Source organism: Streptomyces mexicanus (assembly GCF_902506575.1).
In the GTDB taxonomy this organism is placed as follows: Bacteria; Actinomycetota; Actinomycetes; order Streptomycetales; family Streptomycetaceae; genus Streptomyces; species Streptomyces mexicanus.
The window spans coordinates 3,453,509-3,468,003 of sequence record NZ_LR732544.1 but is presented as its reverse complement, the minus strand read 5'-3'; the positions used below and the strand labels follow the sequence as shown (position 1 = coordinate 3,468,003).

Genomic DNA, 14,495 nt, shown 5'->3' with positions numbered 1-14,495 from the left:
TCAAGAGGAGGCCCGCTATGGTTTCCGCTGCGGGCGTCGTCGGCAGCGTCGGAGTTGTATGAGAGACCCCTCAAGCCGTCCGCACCCGGCCCTCAAGCCGTCGGCACCCAGCCCTCAGCCGTCCGTGCCCAGCACCCCCCGCAGCTGCTGCGGCAGGTGCTGGTCGCAGGACTGTCTGGCCTGGTTGGTCAGGGCGTCGTGCATGCACGAGTAGTAGTCGCGGTAGACGAACTGCGCGGCGAAGCCCGCACCGACCAGGGCCAGTGCCAGGGCGGCGGTGACCAGGCCGCTGACCGCGGCCGTGGCCTGCGGGCGGCCCTGGGGCGGGGGCGCCGGCCGGTCGGGGTCGGGCTTGCGCGGCTTGGCACGCAGCGAGCTGATGCCCCAGTACAGGGCGAGCGCGCCCAGCAGCAGGGCCACGTAGGGCCAGCTGAACAGCGCGAAGAAGAAGGCCCACATGCCGCACAGCAGGGCGAAGCGCGCCCGGCGCTGGGTGGGGTCGGTGGGGTCCCAGCGCATGCCGGGGCCGGGCCGTCCGCCCGGTCCCTCGGGCCCACCGCCGAGGCCACCGGGAGGCTGCGGGCGTTCGCCGAAGCCGCCGGGGGAGCGGCCGGGCTGGCGGTCGCTCCACTGGCTGCCCCACGGCGAGCGGCCGCCGCCCTCATCGGAGCCCGGACGCCCGTCACCGGAGGAATCGCCACCGGAGGGATGCCGCGGCTGCCAGGGACGGTCCGGAGCGCCCTCGGCGGGCGGGGCGAAGGGATTGTCGTCCGACCCCGCGCCCTCCCGTCCGGTGTCCTTCGGCTCGGGGCCCTTCTCCCGCGCGCCCTTCTCGTCCGGCGGCGAGGTGGGGCGCTCCCGCAGCAGCACGGCGCCGCGCTCCCCTCCCCGCGCCGACTGCGGAGGGAGCATGAGGAGTCGCAGGCTGCGGTCCGGCATCAAGTGAGCGTCTTCCCCTTGTGACTACGGCTGACGAGACTGGTGACTGGGCAACGGCCCGGACGGGCCGGAGTGAGCTGTCACTTCGTGAACGCACCGCACCTCGACCGCGTTCCCGAGTCCGCTCCTTCCAGACGCTACCGCCCGGCCACGCCCCCGTCCCATGGGGGCCGTGCGGAGTGCCGGTATCGTTGCTGACGGCCGGCCGCTTCGTAGGCTTCCCCGTATCCGGGGACGCGAAGCATTCGTACGACCGTACAAACGCGCCGACCGCACACCACACGCTCCCCCGAGAAAGGGCCCCACCGTGGCCGCCAAGCCCGTGGCCAAGCGCCTCGTCGTGCTGGTCTCCGGATCCGGCACCAATCTGCAGGCGCTCCTCGACGCGATCGCCGCACTCGGCGCCGAGGCCTACGGCGCCGAGATCGTCGCCGTGGGCGCCGACCGTGAGGGCATCGAGGGGCTGGCGCGCGCCGAGCGCGCCGGGGTGCCCACCTTCGTGCGCAAGGTCAAGGACTACGGCACGCGCGAGGAGTGGGACGCGGCGCTCGCCGAGGCCGTCGCCGCCTACGAGCCCGACCTCGTGGTCTCCGCCGGGTTCATGAAGATCGTGGGGAAGGAGTTCCTCGCGCGGTTCGGCGGGCGGTTCGTGAACACGCACCCGGCCCTGCTGCCCAGTTTTCCGGGGGCCCACGGCGTCCGCGACGCGCTCGCGTACGGCGCGAAGGTCACCGGCTGCACCGTCCACTTCGTCGACGACGGCGTCGACACCGGGCCGATCATCGCGCAGGGCGTGGTGGAGATCCGGGACGAGGACGACGAGAGCGCGCTGCACGAGCGCATCAAGGAAGTCGAGCGAAGGCTGCTCGTCGAGGTCGTGGGGCGGCTCGCCCGCAACGGCTATCGCATCGAGGGACGAAAGGTAGTTATCCAGTGACCGCCGAGAGCAACAAGCGGCCCATCCGGCGCGCGCTCGTCAGCGTCTACGACAAGACCGGCCTGGAGGAGCTGGCGCGCGGACTGCACGAGGCCGGCGTCGAACTCGTCTCCACCGGCTCCACCGCCGCCAGGATCGCCGCGGCCGGTGTGCCCGTCACCAAGGTCGAGGAGCTGACCGGCTTCCCCGAGTGCCTGGACGGCCGGGTCAAGACCCTGCACCCCAAGGTGCACGCGGGCATCCTCGCCGACCTGCGTCTCGAGGACCACCGGCGGCAGCTGACCGAGCTGGGCGTCGAGCCGTTCGACCTGGTCGTCGTCAACCTGTACCCGTTCCGGGAGACCGTCGCCTCCGGTGCCTCGCCCGACGAGTGCGTGGAGCAGATCGACATCGGCGGCCCCTCCATGGTCCGCGCCGCCGCCAAGAACCACCCCTCGGTCGCGGTCGTCACCAGCCCCGAGCGGTACGCCGACGTCCTGGCCGCCGTCCGGGCCGGCGGCTTCGACCTGGCCACCCGCAAGCGCCTGGCCGCGGAGGCCTTCCAGCACACCGCCGCCTACGACGTGGCGGTCGCGAGCTGGTTCGCCTCCGAGTACGCCCCCGTCGACGACTCCGACTTCCCCGACTTCCTCGGCGCCACCTGGGACCGCGCGCACACCCTGCGCTACGGCGAGAACCCGCACCAGCCCGCCGCGCTGTACGTCGAGCCCGGCGGCGCCGGCCTCGCCCAGGCCGAGCAGCTGCACGGCAAGGAGATGTCGTACAACAACTACACGGACACGGACGCCGCGCGCCGTGCCGCGTACGACCACGACGAGCCGTGCGTGGCGATCGTCAAGCACGCCAACCCGTGCGGCATCGCCATCGGCGCGGACGTCGCCGAAGCGCACCGCAAGGCGCACGCCTGCGACCCGGTGTCCGCGTACGGCGGTGTGATCGCGGTGAACCGGCCGGTCAGCAAGGAGATGGCCGAGCAGGTCGCGGACATCTTCACCGAGGTCATCGTCGCCCCGGACTACGAGGAGGGGGCCCTGGAGGCCCTCACCAAGAAGAAGAACATCCGCGTGCTGCGGGCCCCCGGCGCCCCGGCCGCCCCGGTCGAGGTCAAGGCCATCGACGGCGGTGCGCTGCTGCAGGTCACCGACCGCCTCCAGGCCGCGGGCGACGACCCGGCCACCTGGACGCTCGCCAGCGGTGAGGCCCTGTCCGAGGCGGAGCTGGCCGAGCTGGCGTTCGCCTGGAAGGCCTGCCGGGCGGTGAAGTCCAACGCGATCCTGCTCGCCAAGGACGGCGCCTCCGTCGGTGTCGGCATGGGCCAGGTCAACCGCGTCGACTCCTGCAAGCTCGCCGTCGAGCGGGCGGGCGAGGAGCGGGCGCGCGGTTCCTACGCCGCCTCCGACGCCTTCTTCCCCTTCCCCGACGGCCCGGAGATCCTGATCGCGGCCGGGGTGAAGGCCATCGTCCAGCCGGGCGGCTCGATCCGCGACGAGCAGGTCGTGGAGGCCGCGAAGAAGGCGGGCGTGACGATGTACTTCACCGGCACCCGGCACTTCTTCCACTGAGCACCTCCCCCTGGTCACCGCCACCGACCACGTTGCGCTGATCACCTTCACCGGTCACCGGGACTGTGTCCGGCTCACGCATGACGGCGGCCTCCGGCCCCTCCCCTGCTCGGGAGGGACCGGAGGCCGTTGCCCGTGTCCGGGCGTCAGCAGGACGGCAGAGGTCCGTGTCTGCCCTGGGCGGGTGAGACACGGACCTCGGCGGTGAGAGGCGCGGACTGTTCCGTCGCGCACGCCCGTTCGCGGCGCCCACGGCGGTCACCGTCGACCGTGGGTCCGCGGGGGTCGGCGGACGACCGTGGGTCCGGTCCGCGGTGGTCGGCGACGCTGCGTGAGCAGGCGGTCGGGGACGACCGTCAGTTCATGACGACCATCGTGCCGGCGGCCTTGTCGTGCCAGCCCTGCTGGCGGCCGGACTTGTCCCAGAACGGGGAGAGGTAGACCAGCAGCGCGCCGATGCCGCAGGCGATGCTGCCGACCGTCGGGATGATCCAGCGTATGAAGGCCTTGCCCAGGCCCGGCTTGGCGCCCGTCTCGGCGTTCACCACGTGCAGGCCGACGGCCATCTTGCCCAGGGTGCGGCCGAACAGGCCGACCATCAGCCACTCGTAGAGCAGGCTGATGATCCACAGGACGCCGATGACGGCACCGAGCTTGCTCGCCATGTCCGAGCCCGCGTCGTTGATGCAGGAGTCGTAGCCGAGGGAGCCGGGGTCGCCGCAGTCCTGGGCGGAGTTGAAGGCGCTGACGGCACCGGCCACGATGAGGATCGTGTAGACGATGCCGAAGACGACGCCGTCGATCAGACGGGCGCCGAAGCGGCGGCCCATCGAGGCGATCCGGGGCGCGGGACCGCCCGCACCGCCCGGGTGACCCGGCTGCTGCGGGTAGCCGTAGCCGCCCTGCGGCGGGACGCCTCCCGGCGCCTGCGGGTAGCCGTATCCGGGCTGGCCCTGCTGGGGGTAGCCGTAGCCCTGTTGCGGGTCCTGCGGCGCTCCGTAGGGATTGTTGGGCGAGCCGAAACTCATGGCCGGATTCCTCCGTTTGCGTCTGCGGGGACGGTGCGGATTGCGCGGAGGAACGACACATCTGAGCGGTTTGCCCCCCGAACACGAACCGCGATACTGCGCCGTTCATCGTTCTAGGAGCGGCGAGATTTTGTCCAGTCCGGGGACCCAGGTGTTGTGCAAGCGCAACACCGCCCGTCACCGCCGGTCACGGGTGGGACATCAGGGGCGCCCCGGATTGGAACCCGGGTGCCGTCATCCGCGAGGATGGAGGCATGACCGCCCAGATTCTCGATGGCAAGGCCACCGCAGCCGCGATCAAGTCCGATCTGACCGCCCGCGTGGCGGCGCTGAAGGAGAAGGGGGTCACGCCCGGTCTCGGCACGATCCTCGTCGGGGACGACCCCGGCAGCCGCAAGTACGTCGCCGGCAAGCACCGTGACTGCGCCGAGGTCGGCATCGCCTCCATCCAGCGGGAGCTGCCGGCCACCGCCACCCAGGAGGAGATCGAGGCGGTCGTCCGGGAGCTGAACGAGGACCCGTCCTGCACCGGTTACATCGTCCAACTTCCCCTGCCCAAGGGCATCGACGAGAACCGCATCCTGGAGCTGATGGACCCGGACAAGGACGCCGACGGCCTGCACCCGATGAACCTCGGCCGCCTCGTCCTCAACGAGCCGGCCCCGCTGCCCTGCACCCCCAACGGCGTGCTGACCCTGCTGCGCCGCTACGGCGTGGAGATCAAGGGCGCCGAGGTCGTGGTCGTCGGCCGCGGCGTGACCATCGGCCGCCCGATGCCGCTGCTGCTCACCCGCCGCAGCGAGAACGCCACCGTCACCCAGTGCCACACCGGCACCCGCGACCTGTCCGCCCACCTCAAGCGCGCCGACATCATCGTCGCCGCGGCCGGCTCCCCGCACCTGATCCGCGCCGAGGACGTCAAGCCGGGCGCGGCCGTCCTGGACGTCGGCGTCTCCCGCAACGCCGAGGGCAAGATCGTCGGCGACGTCCACCCGGACGTCGCCGAGGTGGCCGGCTGGCTGTCCCCGAACCCCGGCGGCGTCGGCCCGATGACCCGGGCCCAGCTGCTGGTCAACGTGGTGGAGGCGGCGGAGCGCAGTGTCGGCTGAGCCGGGCGGCTCCGCGCGGGGATCCTCCCGCGGGGAGCCCGAGCTGGAGGTGCGGGACCCGATCAGCGCCCCGGACGCCCACGGCCGGCCCCGGCGGGTCACGCGTCGCTTCCCGCTGTTCACGAGAGACACGGCGCGCCCCGAGGGCGGCGGCCGGGCCGCGTCCCTCGACGCCCCGGCGCCCGCGCGGCAGTGGCCGCTGCTCGCCGTGCTGATCACGGTCGGCGTGGGTCTGCTGGTGACCGCCCTCGACGCGTTCCGCGTCGGGCTGCTGCTGATCGGCGCCGGGCTGCTGGGCGGGGCCGTGCTGCGCTGGCTGCTGCCCCGCGTCGGGATGCTGGCCGTACGCTCCCGCTTCACCGACATCGTCACCTACGGCGTCCTCGGCGTGGCCATCGTGCTGCTGGCGCTGATGGCCCAGCCCCGGCCCTGGCTGGAGATCCCGTTCCTGGACGACGCGCTGCACTTCACCGTCCAGAACAGCTGACGCCGTTCCTACACCGCGTGTTCTAGCGTGACGGCGGACCGTCCTCTCCCCCGAGCAGGACGGGCCGCCGTCGGGATCAACCCTGCTGCACGGTGAACGTGCTGTTCAACCACTGTCCGCGCCCTGTCGCACGGTGGTGACCGTCTCGCAACGGTGTCCGCGCTCGGGCACAAGTGCGCCCCAGTCGTCCCCGGAACTTGCCCCGGGGTCTCCCTTGTTGCCGCTGTCCTGAACATTGCTGCTGCCCGGAACAGGTCGAACGTCCGTGTGGTGCAAGCGGTCCCGTTTGCGCTGCCGGTGTGTCGATCTGTGGACAAAAATGCGATCTGGGGCGAACTCTCCCGTCGGCCGGGCTAGCGTGGACCGCCAGTGCAACGGCGCGTGGCCCGACCCGTGGCGAACGGGTACCGGCCGAACGGGTGTCACACGAACGGGTGCCGCACGAGCGGGCGCCGGGCGGACGGATGCCGGACCACCGGGCGCCGGACGAACGGGCGCCCGGCGGACGGGCGTCGGACGGACGGGGTGCCGTCCGGACCGGTGCCGCACGGACGGGTGCCGCACGGAATGGGGCGAGCGCGCTCGGGGTACAGCCGGCAGTACGGGGGAAGAGGGGGGAAGCAGCAATGCCTCGTTGGAAGGCCCTGCCCGACGAACTCGATCCGCAGGTCAAGGAGTTCACCTGCCAGTTGCGGCGGCTCGTCGACCGCAGCGGTCTCGGTGTCGCCGCGCTCGCCGACCGCACGGGCTACAGCAGGACGTCCTGGGAGCGGTACCTGGGCGGCCGGCTCCTGGCCCCCAAGGGCGCGGTCGTCGCCCTCGCCGAGGTGACCGGCACCAACCCGCTCCACCTCACCACCATGTGGGAACTCGCCGAACGCGCCTGGAGCCGCGCGGAGCTGCGCCACGACCGGACCATGGAGGCCATCCGGATCGCTCAGGCGCGCGCCGCGCTGGGCGACTTCGGTACGTCGACGGCGGGCGCCGAACTCGGCGGGCCCGGCTCCGACTCCGGCCCGGGACCCGACGCCGGCAAGGGCGCCCGTGGCGGCGGGAACGCCTCGAGCGCCCCCGGGGCACGCCCGCTCGGGATCGCCGGTCCGGCGGGGGTGTTCCCCACGGTGCCGTCCCAGCCGTCGGCCTCCGACGCGGACGCCCGCGAGAACGCCGCCGCCCGCGAGGGGACCCCTCCGCCGGGGCGCGAGCGTGCGGGCGCGGCGGGGCTGACTTCACGGGCCCCGGGCTCACCGACCCCCGGTTCACCGGCCCCCGATTCACCGGCCCCGGGCTCACCGACCCCCGGTTCACCGGCCCCAGGGACAAAGGACCGCTCCGACGACGACCCCGGCGGCGGCGATCGAGCCCCCCCCCCGGGCCCCCCGCCCCCCCCCCGGGGGGGCCCGGGCGCCCGGGCCCCCCCGGGGGCGACCCGGGGCCCGCCCCGCGGGGCGCGGTGGCGCCGCCCGGGGCGGCGCCGGGGGGCGCCCGTGTCCCCGGGCGGGGGGGACAGTGGGCCGGCGCGCCCCTGGCCGCGGCGGCGCGGGCGACCCCTACCACCACCTCCACCCCCGGCGGCGGCATCCGCAGGCGCCAGTTGACCATGTTCCTCGCGGGCCTGGTCGGCGTTCTGGTGGTCATCGGGGCCGTCTTCTCCATCACCGGCGGCGACGGGGACCGCGGGAGCCGGAGCGCGGCGAAGCCGCCGTCGCCCGCCGTCACCACCGACCCGGATCTGCCGCCCGGCGTGAAGTGCGCCGGGAGCGGTTGCACCGGCAAGGACGCGGAGGCCATGGGCTGCAGCGGCGAACTGGTGACCACGGCCCGCAGCGTCACCGTCGGCACGACCGTGGTGGAGGTGCGCTACAGCAGGACCTGCGGCGCCGCCTGGGGCCGGATCACGCAGGCCGCGCAGGGTGATCAGGTGCAGGTCGTGGTCGGCGCGCGCAAGGAGACCGACACGGTGGCGCAGGCCGGTGACACCATCGCGTACACGCCGATGGTGGCCGTGAAGGACGCGGCTCAGGCCAGGGCCTGCGTGACGCTGGCGTCGGGACGCAAGGGCTGCACGAGGTAGCCGTAGGGCCGCAGCAGTACGGGCGTAGCGGTACGGCTGTAGCGGTACGGGAGCCGCACGGACCGCAGGGGCGCGGGGGTGCCGCCGGGAAAGGGATGCGGAAAAGAGGCGCGCGGCAGGCATGGGGTGGGCTCGGTGGGGAAAGCGCACCGTACCCCCACGGGAGTCCGGTGCTCCGGAACCCCCATGGCGGCCGCCGCGTCCCTCCTCTCCCGGACGGGCGGCCGCCCCCTCCTCTCCCGGACAGGCGACCCCCTGTCCGCCACGTGCCCGCTCGGCGACACTCTGTGGGGCGGGCCACAGGGACCCGGACGCCCGGGATGCCGGATGCGCGATAGCCTGACCGCTGGATCTCTCTTGACGCCAAGAGATCGATCATCCGCACAGGTGATCGGTCATCACGGCGGGCGTACGGTCGCCCAACCGGACGCGCGGGATCCTGCACCCCGGGGCAGGGACGCCCCGACCGCCAGCTGTCATACGGAGAACGCCATGACCCGCACTCCCGTGAACGTCACCGTCACCGGCGCGGCCGGCCAGATCGGTTACGCCCTGCTCTTCCGCATCGCCTCCGGCCAGCTGCTCGGCGCGGACGTGCCGGTCAAGCTGCGCCTGCTGGAGATCACGCCGGCGCTGAAGGCCGCCGAGGGCACGGCGATGGAGCTGGACGACTGCGCGTTCCCGCTGCTGCAGGGCATCGACATCACCGACGACCCGAACGTCGCCTTCGACGGCGCCAACGTCGCCCTCCTCGTCGGCGCCCGCCCCCGCACCAAGGGCATGGAGCGCGGCGACCTCCTGGAGGCCAACGGCGGCATCTTCAAGCCGCAGGGCAAGGCCATCAACGACCACGCCGCGGACGACATCAAGGTCCTGGTCGTCGGCAACCCGGCGAACACCAACGCGCTGATCGCCCAGGCCGCCGCCCCGGACGTGCCGGCCGAGCGGTTCACCGCCATGACCCGCCTGGACCACAACCGCGCGCTGACCCAGCTGTCGAAGAAGACGGGTGTCGCGGTCTCCGAGATCAAGCGCCTGACCATCTGGGGCAACCACTCCGCCACCCAGTACCCGGACATCTTCCACGCCACCGTCGCCGGCAAGAACGCCGCCGAGGTCGTGAACGACGAGAAGTGGCTGGCCGAGGACTTCATCCCGACCGTCGCCAAGCGCGGCGCCGCCATCATCGAGGCCCGCGGCGCCTCGTCGGCCGCCTCCGCCGCCAACGCCGCCATCGACCACGTCCACACCTGGGTCAACGGCACCGCCGAGGGCGACTGGACCTCCATGGGCATCCCGTCGGACGGCTCCTACGGCGTCCCGGAGGGCCTGATCTCCTCCTTCCCGGTCACCTGCAAGGACGGCAAGTACGAGATCGTCCAGGGCCTGGACATCAACGAGTTCTCCCGCACCCGCATCGACGCCTCCGTCAAGGAGCTCCAGGACGAGCGCGAGGCCGTCCGCGGCCTCGGCCTGATCTGACCACGCCCCGGGCCGCAAGGCCGCAGGGCGCGCACGGGCCCCGCTCCGGTCTTCTCCGGGCGGGGCCCGCGCATGCCGGGGTGACGTCGGACTGTGGCTGCCTTCACCCCGTCCCGCTCTTGACAAACCGCTTTCCCCGCGGCTCGCCCTTGCTCTATGGTGATGGCCCGTCAGTTCCGCCACGCTGACGGCCGTTCGCATCTCGGGGGAGTCGCGTGAGCACCGCATTCGTGCCGCAGCAGCAGCCGCAGCCTCCGGACGCGCCCCCGCCCGTACCCCCGCACGCCAGCGAGGCCACCCGGCTGCTGTGCGCGGGCGCCTACCTCGACCCCGCCTACCGGGACCGGGTGATCGAGGAACTGTTCGTCAACGAGCAGCGGTTCGTCGCTCCGTCCCTGGGCTTCGACGCCGCCCGCGTCCTCGCGCACGCCCTGCGCGCCCGTCGGCAGGAGGTCCAGTGGGCCTGGGCCGTCCTGGGGCTGTGGCTGGTGGGCGCGGTGCTCAGCGGCGGTCGGCTGGTCCTCTTCCTGGTCCCCAGCGTGCTTCTCGCGATCGGCGGGTGGATCCACGGCGGTGATCCGGACCGCCACCTGTACCGGGCCGGGCTCGCGTTCCTTCTCCGCTGGGCGGGCGGCTTGTTCTTCCTGGTGCTGATGCTGGCCCTGGTGGCGGCCGCGTTCGGCGGCGGGCGGATCGAACCCTGGCGGGCCTGGGCCGTCTTCGTGATGTTCGTCCTCATCGCTGCCTGCCTGGCCGGGCAGCGCGGCCGGTTCGCACGCGTCCTGGCGGCCGAGCTGTCGCCCCGTCGGTTCCCGGACGCCGTGAACGATCCCGCCGAACGCGACCCGAGCCGGCGCGTCCAGATGCTCAAGCACCGCATCCGGACGGAGCAGCACGCACCGCTGGTCATGTACCACGAGGCGCGTCCGTTCTGCGGGGCCGGTGTGGCCTCCCGGGAGTGGGTGCTGTCCGTGGAGCTGAAACCGGTCCCGTCGAAGAAGCAGCAGCCGCTCAGCAACCGGCTGGTGCTGGAACAGATCCGGCCGCGCGTGGAACGCCTCCGGGTGCCCGCCGAGTGCGCCGGGACCGGCGTGCGGGACCGGTTGCGCTGGCTGGAGATCGACGAGTGCGTCTTCCTGCCGGCCGAGGGACTGCTGCGGCGGGAGGACGCGCCGTACCACCCGCAGGCGTTCGAGGAGCACAGGGCGCGTGCGGTGGAGGAGGGGGCCGAGAAGCGGCGTCACTTCCTGCGCATCCGGGTCGGCGGCTGGGAGGAGGAACTGGTCGTCACGGTGTTCGTGCGGATCCACACCCAGGGAGGCATGCTCATGCTGGAGATCGCTCCGCATGTGCTGCTGCCGGTGCGCCCGGACTTCAAGGACGCCGACCGCGCGGCCCACCGCTTCCGGCACAACAGCTCGCTGGGGAAGGCCGTGTGGGCCATGAGCCGGGTGCCCGGGTCCCTGGCCGGTTCCCTGGCCGCCCTCAGCAGGTCGGGGGTGCACCGCTGGGGGCGGCTGACCGGTGGATACGCGGGGGCGCTGCCGGACGGGCCCGCGCTGTCCGTGCGGGAGCTGGGCTCGGGCAGCGGGACGTCGCAGTTCCAGGAGATGGACGTCGCCCGCTACCTGAAGAGCATTCAGGAGCGGGTCGCCCACGGTGTACGCGCCGCGCTCGCCGAGGCCGGCTACCAGACCGGCGAGTTCATCCAGCAGGTCTACAACATCAGCAACGGCGGCGTGCACATCGGTCGGGTCCAGGGCAGCACCTTTGCCGTCGGTGACCACTCCGCCGCCTCCTCCACGACCGGCGGCGGCACGCCGCGGAAGGGATCCGGCAGCGATGACCACGGCGGATGAGCCGGGCGTCAGCATCGGCGACGTCTCGCACAGCACCTTCGCCATCGGCAGCCACGCGCACGCCGAGAGCCACCACCACACGGCCCCGAAGGACCCGGCGGAGCGGGAACTGCTCGACGCCGTCCGCGAGTTGCGCGCCGATCTGGCGCGGCTTCGGAGCACCGAGGGGACCCGGGAGCTGGACGAGGCCCTGGCCGACACCGAGAACGAGATCACCCGCACCGGCACCGCCGGCGAGAGCGGGCGGCAGCGGCTGCGGGAGCTGCTCCCCGACGCCCAGTCGGTGCTGACCCTGCTGGCGTCGGCCGGCACCGTGGCCGGCCTGCTCGGGATGTGAGAACCGGCCCGCCGGAGGGGACAAGGAGGTCGCCGTGGCCAACGGGGGCGGACGGCACTGGAACGAGGAGACCCAGCGCTGGGAGGACGGCACACGCGACGCGGCCCACGTGACCCCGCCGCCGCCCGCCCGGCCGGGCCATGCGCCCTCCGCGCCGCCCGGCGCGGTCCGGGACCCGGACGCACCCACCGGCGGGTGGTCCGTGGCGGCCCCGCCACCGGCGCCGTCCGGCCGCCGGCACGGCCCCCGCGCGGTCTGGGCGGTGGTCGGCGCGGCGGCCGGGGGGGGGGTCGCCGTCGCTCTGGCGGTGACGCTGGGCCTCGGCGGCGGCAGCGACGACGGCAAGGACCGGGCGTCCACCGGCACGCCCACGGTGGCCTCGCCGTCGTTCTCCCCGCAGGCGTCCGAGGACCCCGGTACGGACTCCGGCAGCCCGTCCCCGACCGCCGTGGAGCCGCCGCACGGCTACACCGCCCACCAGGATCCCGAGGGCTTCCGGATCGCCGTTCCCGACGGCTGGCGGCGCTCCACGGTGGCCTCGCAGTTCGGCATGGACGTCGTCAACTTCCGCAGCGCCTCGGGGGACCGGCGGATCCAGGTGTACCAGGTCGCCGAGTCCTCGCCCGAGGCGTCCTTCCAGCTGTTCCTGTCCGACGAGGTGCCCAAGCCGCCCGGTTTCCGCAAGCTCGCCCTGGAGAGCGTGGAGGGGGCGGGCGTCAGCGGCACCCGCCTGGAGTACGTGGCCGACTCCCTCAGGGGCGAGCCCGACATCGGTACCTGGCACGTCTACGACGAGCGCTTCTCGTCCGCGGACGGCCGGATCTACGCGATCGCCTCCTACGGCCCCGACACCGACGGAGGCGCCGGCGCGCTGCGGAACCTCACCACGGCACTGGAGTGGTTCTGCCCGTCCGAGGGCGTCTGCCCGGCGCCGGCGAACTGAGCCACCACCCCGGCCACCCGGCCCCGCACCTCCACCGCCCCTTTTGCGTCCCCCTGCACCGAAGATCCGTGACGCGGGCCACTTTTTCCCGCCGATCGCGCATGCACCGTGCCGCCATGGGCAGGCGCTGACGGTCCCTGAGGGTGACCCTCCGGTCACCCAGGGCGATCGAGCAGGAACGGAAGGCAGTACCGATCATGGCGGACAACAGGGCGCGCACCGCGCAGAGCACCATCCACGCGGGCGGGGAGTGGCGGGGGGCGGTCTCCGGCGCCACGCGCGACATCCTCGACCCCGCGGACGCGACCCCGTTCGCCGTGGTCGCGGAGGGCGACGAGAAGGACGCGGACCTGGCGGTGGAGGCGGCCCGGCGCGCCTTCGACGGCGGCGCGGGCGCCTGGCCGCGCACCCCGGTCGCCGACCGCGCCGCCCTGCTGCGCCGCGTCGCCGACCTCCTGGTGCGCGACCGGGAGGCGCTCGGCCTGCTGGAGAGCCGGGACGCCGGCAAGACCGTGCAGGAGGGCCGGATCGACGTCGACTGCGTCGCCGACGCCTTCCGCTACTTCGCCGACCTCGTCGCCGCCGAGGCGCCCGGCCGGATCGTGGACGCCGGCACACCCGACGTGCACAGCATCGTCGTCCACGAGCCGGTCGGCGTCTGCGCCCTGATCACGCCGTGGAACTACCCGCTGCTCCAGGCCAGCTGGAAGATCGCCCCGGCGCTCGCCGCGGGCAACACCTTCGTGATCAAGCCCAGCGAGATCACCCCGCTGACCACCGTCGCCCTCGTCGACCTGCTCCTTGAGGCCGGACTGCCCGCCGGGGTGGCCAACATCGTCACCGGCCCCGGCCACACCGTCGGCGCCCGTCTCGCCGAGCACCCCGACGTCGACCTCGTCTCCTTCACCGGCGGCCTGGCCAGCGGCACGAAGGTGGCGCGGGCCGCCGCCCCCACCGTCAAGAAGGTCGCCCTGGAACTGGGCGGCAAGAACCCCAACGTCGTCTTCGCCGACGCCTGCGCCACCGACGAGGGCTTCGACACCGCCGTCGACCAGGCCCTGAACGCGGCGTTCATCCACAGCGGCCAGGTCTGCTCGGCGGGCGCCCGGCTCATCGTCGAGGAGTCGGTCCGCGACCGCTTCGTCGCCGAACTGGCGCGCCGCGCCCAGCGCATCCGCCTGGGCCGCGGCACCGAACCCGGCGTCGAGTGCGGCCCGCTGGTCTCCGAGCAGCAGCGCGCGAAGGTCGAGGCGTACGTCGCCTCGGCCCTGCAGGAGGGCGCGGTGCTGCGCACCGGCGGCAGGCGCCCGCAGGGCCTGGAGGCCGGCTACTTCTACGAGCCGACCGTCCTCGACGGCTGCCACCGCGAGATGAGGGTGGTCCGCGAGGAGGTCTTCGGCCCGGTCCTCACCGTGGAGACCTTCCGCACCGAGGACGAGGCGGTGTTCCTGGCCAACGACACCGAGTACGGCCTGGCCGGCGGGGTGTGGAGCGGCGCCCTCGCGAAGGCCCGGCGCGTGGCGGGCCGGCTGCGCCACGGCACCGTCTGGATCAACGACTCCCCCCCCTACCTGCCGCAGGCGGAATGGGGCGGCTTCGGCAGGAGCGGTGTCGGCCGCGAACTCGGACCCGCCGGGCTCGCCGAATACCGCGAGACCAAGCACGTCTACCACAACCTCGCGCCGAAGCCGGTGCGCTGGTTCGCCGGCTGAGCCGCCGGCCCCCCGCCCGCCCGCAC

11 protein-coding genes and 1 pseudogene are annotated in these 14,495 nt (G+C 73.4%); 10 read left to right on the top strand and 2 right to left on the bottom strand.

Going from position 1 to position 14,495, the window contains the following annotated elements; all coding sequences use genetic code 11:
• Positions 1-114: 114 nt before the first annotated feature.
• Positions 115-939 carry a hypothetical protein gene (locus GV126_RS15440; RefSeq protein WP_159666846.1) on the bottom strand — a complete coding sequence of 275 codons (825 nt, stop codon included), beginning with the start codon at positions 937-939 and terminating at the stop codon, positions 115-117.
• A 307-nt stretch (positions 940-1,246) separates the two neighbouring features.
• On the opposite strand from GV126_RS15440, the gene purN reads away from it, so the two are divergent.
• Positions 1,247-1,876 (top strand): phosphoribosylglycinamide formyltransferase, encoded by a 630-nt coding sequence (gene purN, locus GV126_RS15435; protein WP_159666843.1) that lies wholly within the window; start codon positions 1,247-1,249, stop codon positions 1,874-1,876.
• Positions 1,873-3,438, top strand: coding sequence for a bifunctional phosphoribosylaminoimidazolecarboxamide formyltransferase/IMP cyclohydrolase (purH, locus tag GV126_RS15430; RefSeq protein ID WP_159666840.1), 1,566 nt, complete (start codon positions 1,873-1,875; stop codon positions 3,436-3,438). Before purN ends, purH begins: the two co-directional genes overlap by 4 nt.
• Before the next feature lie 356 nt (positions 3,439-3,794).
• Here the strand turns inward: purH and GV126_RS15425 are convergent, their stop codons facing one another.
• Positions 3,795-4,466 (bottom strand): RDD family protein, encoded by a 672-nt coding sequence (locus tag GV126_RS15425; protein ID WP_159666837.1) that lies wholly within the window; start codon positions 4,464-4,466, stop codon positions 3,795-3,797.
• 254 nt (positions 4,467-4,720) lie between these two features.
• Between GV126_RS15425 and GV126_RS15420 the strand changes: the two genes are divergently transcribed.
• From GV126_RS15420 to GV126_RS15385, 8 genes and pseudogenes are all read left to right on the top strand, one after another.
• Complete coding sequence (locus GV126_RS15420) at positions 4,721-5,575, top strand: bifunctional methylenetetrahydrofolate dehydrogenase/methenyltetrahydrofolate cyclohydrolase (RefSeq protein ID WP_028420676.1); 855 nt, start codon at positions 4,721-4,723, stop codon at positions 5,573-5,575.
• Positions 5,565-6,062 (top strand): DUF3017 domain-containing protein, encoded by a 498-nt coding sequence (locus GV126_RS15415; protein ID WP_419795997.1) that lies wholly within the window; start codon positions 5,565-5,567, stop codon positions 6,060-6,062. The genes GV126_RS15420 and GV126_RS15415 overlap by 11 nt, the downstream gene beginning before the upstream one ends.
• Before the next feature lie 626 nt (positions 6,063-6,688).
• Positions 6,689-8,136, top strand: a pseudogene (locus GV126_RS37655) (helix-turn-helix domain-containing protein).
• Positions 8,137-8,628: 492 nt separating this feature from the next.
• On the top strand, positions 8,629-9,618 hold the full coding sequence (locus tag GV126_RS15405; protein ID WP_159666834.1) for a malate dehydrogenase: 990 nt from the start codon (positions 8,629-8,631) through the stop codon (positions 9,616-9,618).
• 215 nt (positions 9,619-9,833) lie between these two features.
• Positions 9,834-11,477, top strand: a complete 1,644-nt coding sequence (locus tag GV126_RS15400; protein ID WP_159666831.1) for an AbeC-like domain-containing protein — start codon at positions 9,834-9,836, stop codon at positions 11,475-11,477.
• The gene (locus tag GV126_RS15395) at positions 11,461-11,814 is read left to right on the top strand and encodes a hypothetical protein (protein WP_159666828.1); all 354 of its coding nucleotides are present in this window, start codon (positions 11,461-11,463) and stop codon (positions 11,812-11,814) included. The genes GV126_RS15400 and GV126_RS15395 overlap by 17 nt, the downstream gene beginning before the upstream one ends.
• Before the next feature lie 34 nt (positions 11,815-11,848).
• Positions 11,849-12,757 carry a serine/threonine kinase C-terminal domain-containing protein gene (locus tag GV126_RS15390; RefSeq protein ID WP_236570007.1) on the top strand — a complete coding sequence of 303 codons (909 nt, stop codon included), beginning with the start codon at positions 11,849-11,851 and terminating at the stop codon, positions 12,755-12,757.
• A 197-nt stretch (positions 12,758-12,954) separates the two neighbouring features.
• Entirely contained in the window at positions 12,955-14,469 is a 1,515-nt protein-coding gene (locus GV126_RS15385; protein WP_159666825.1) for an aldehyde dehydrogenase family protein, read from the top strand.
• Positions 14,470-14,495 lie beyond the last annotated feature (26 nt).

Bases quoted from the DNA above. Each gene is read 5' to 3' on its own strand.
- GV126_RS15440 (WP_159666846.1), bottom strand. From the start codon at position 939: ATGCCGGACCGCAGCCTGCGACTCCTCATGCTCCCTCCGCAGTCGGCG.
- GV126_RS15425 (WP_159666837.1), bottom strand. From the start codon at position 4,466: ATGAGTTTCGGCTCGCCCAACAATCCCTACGGAGCGCCGCAGGACCCG.
- GV126_RS15420 (WP_028420676.1), top strand. From the start codon at position 4,721: ATGACCGCCCAGATTCTCGATGGCAAGGCCACCGCAGCCGCGATCAAG.
- GV126_RS15405 (WP_159666834.1), top strand. From the start codon at position 8,629: ATGACCCGCACTCCCGTGAACGTCACCGTCACCGGCGCGGCCGGCCAG.
- GV126_RS15395 (WP_159666828.1), top strand. From the start codon at position 11,461: ATGACCACGGCGGATGAGCCGGGCGTCAGCATCGGCGACGTCTCGCAC.
- GV126_RS15385 (WP_159666825.1), top strand. From the start codon at position 12,955: ATGGCGGACAACAGGGCGCGCACCGCGCAGAGCACCATCCACGCGGGC.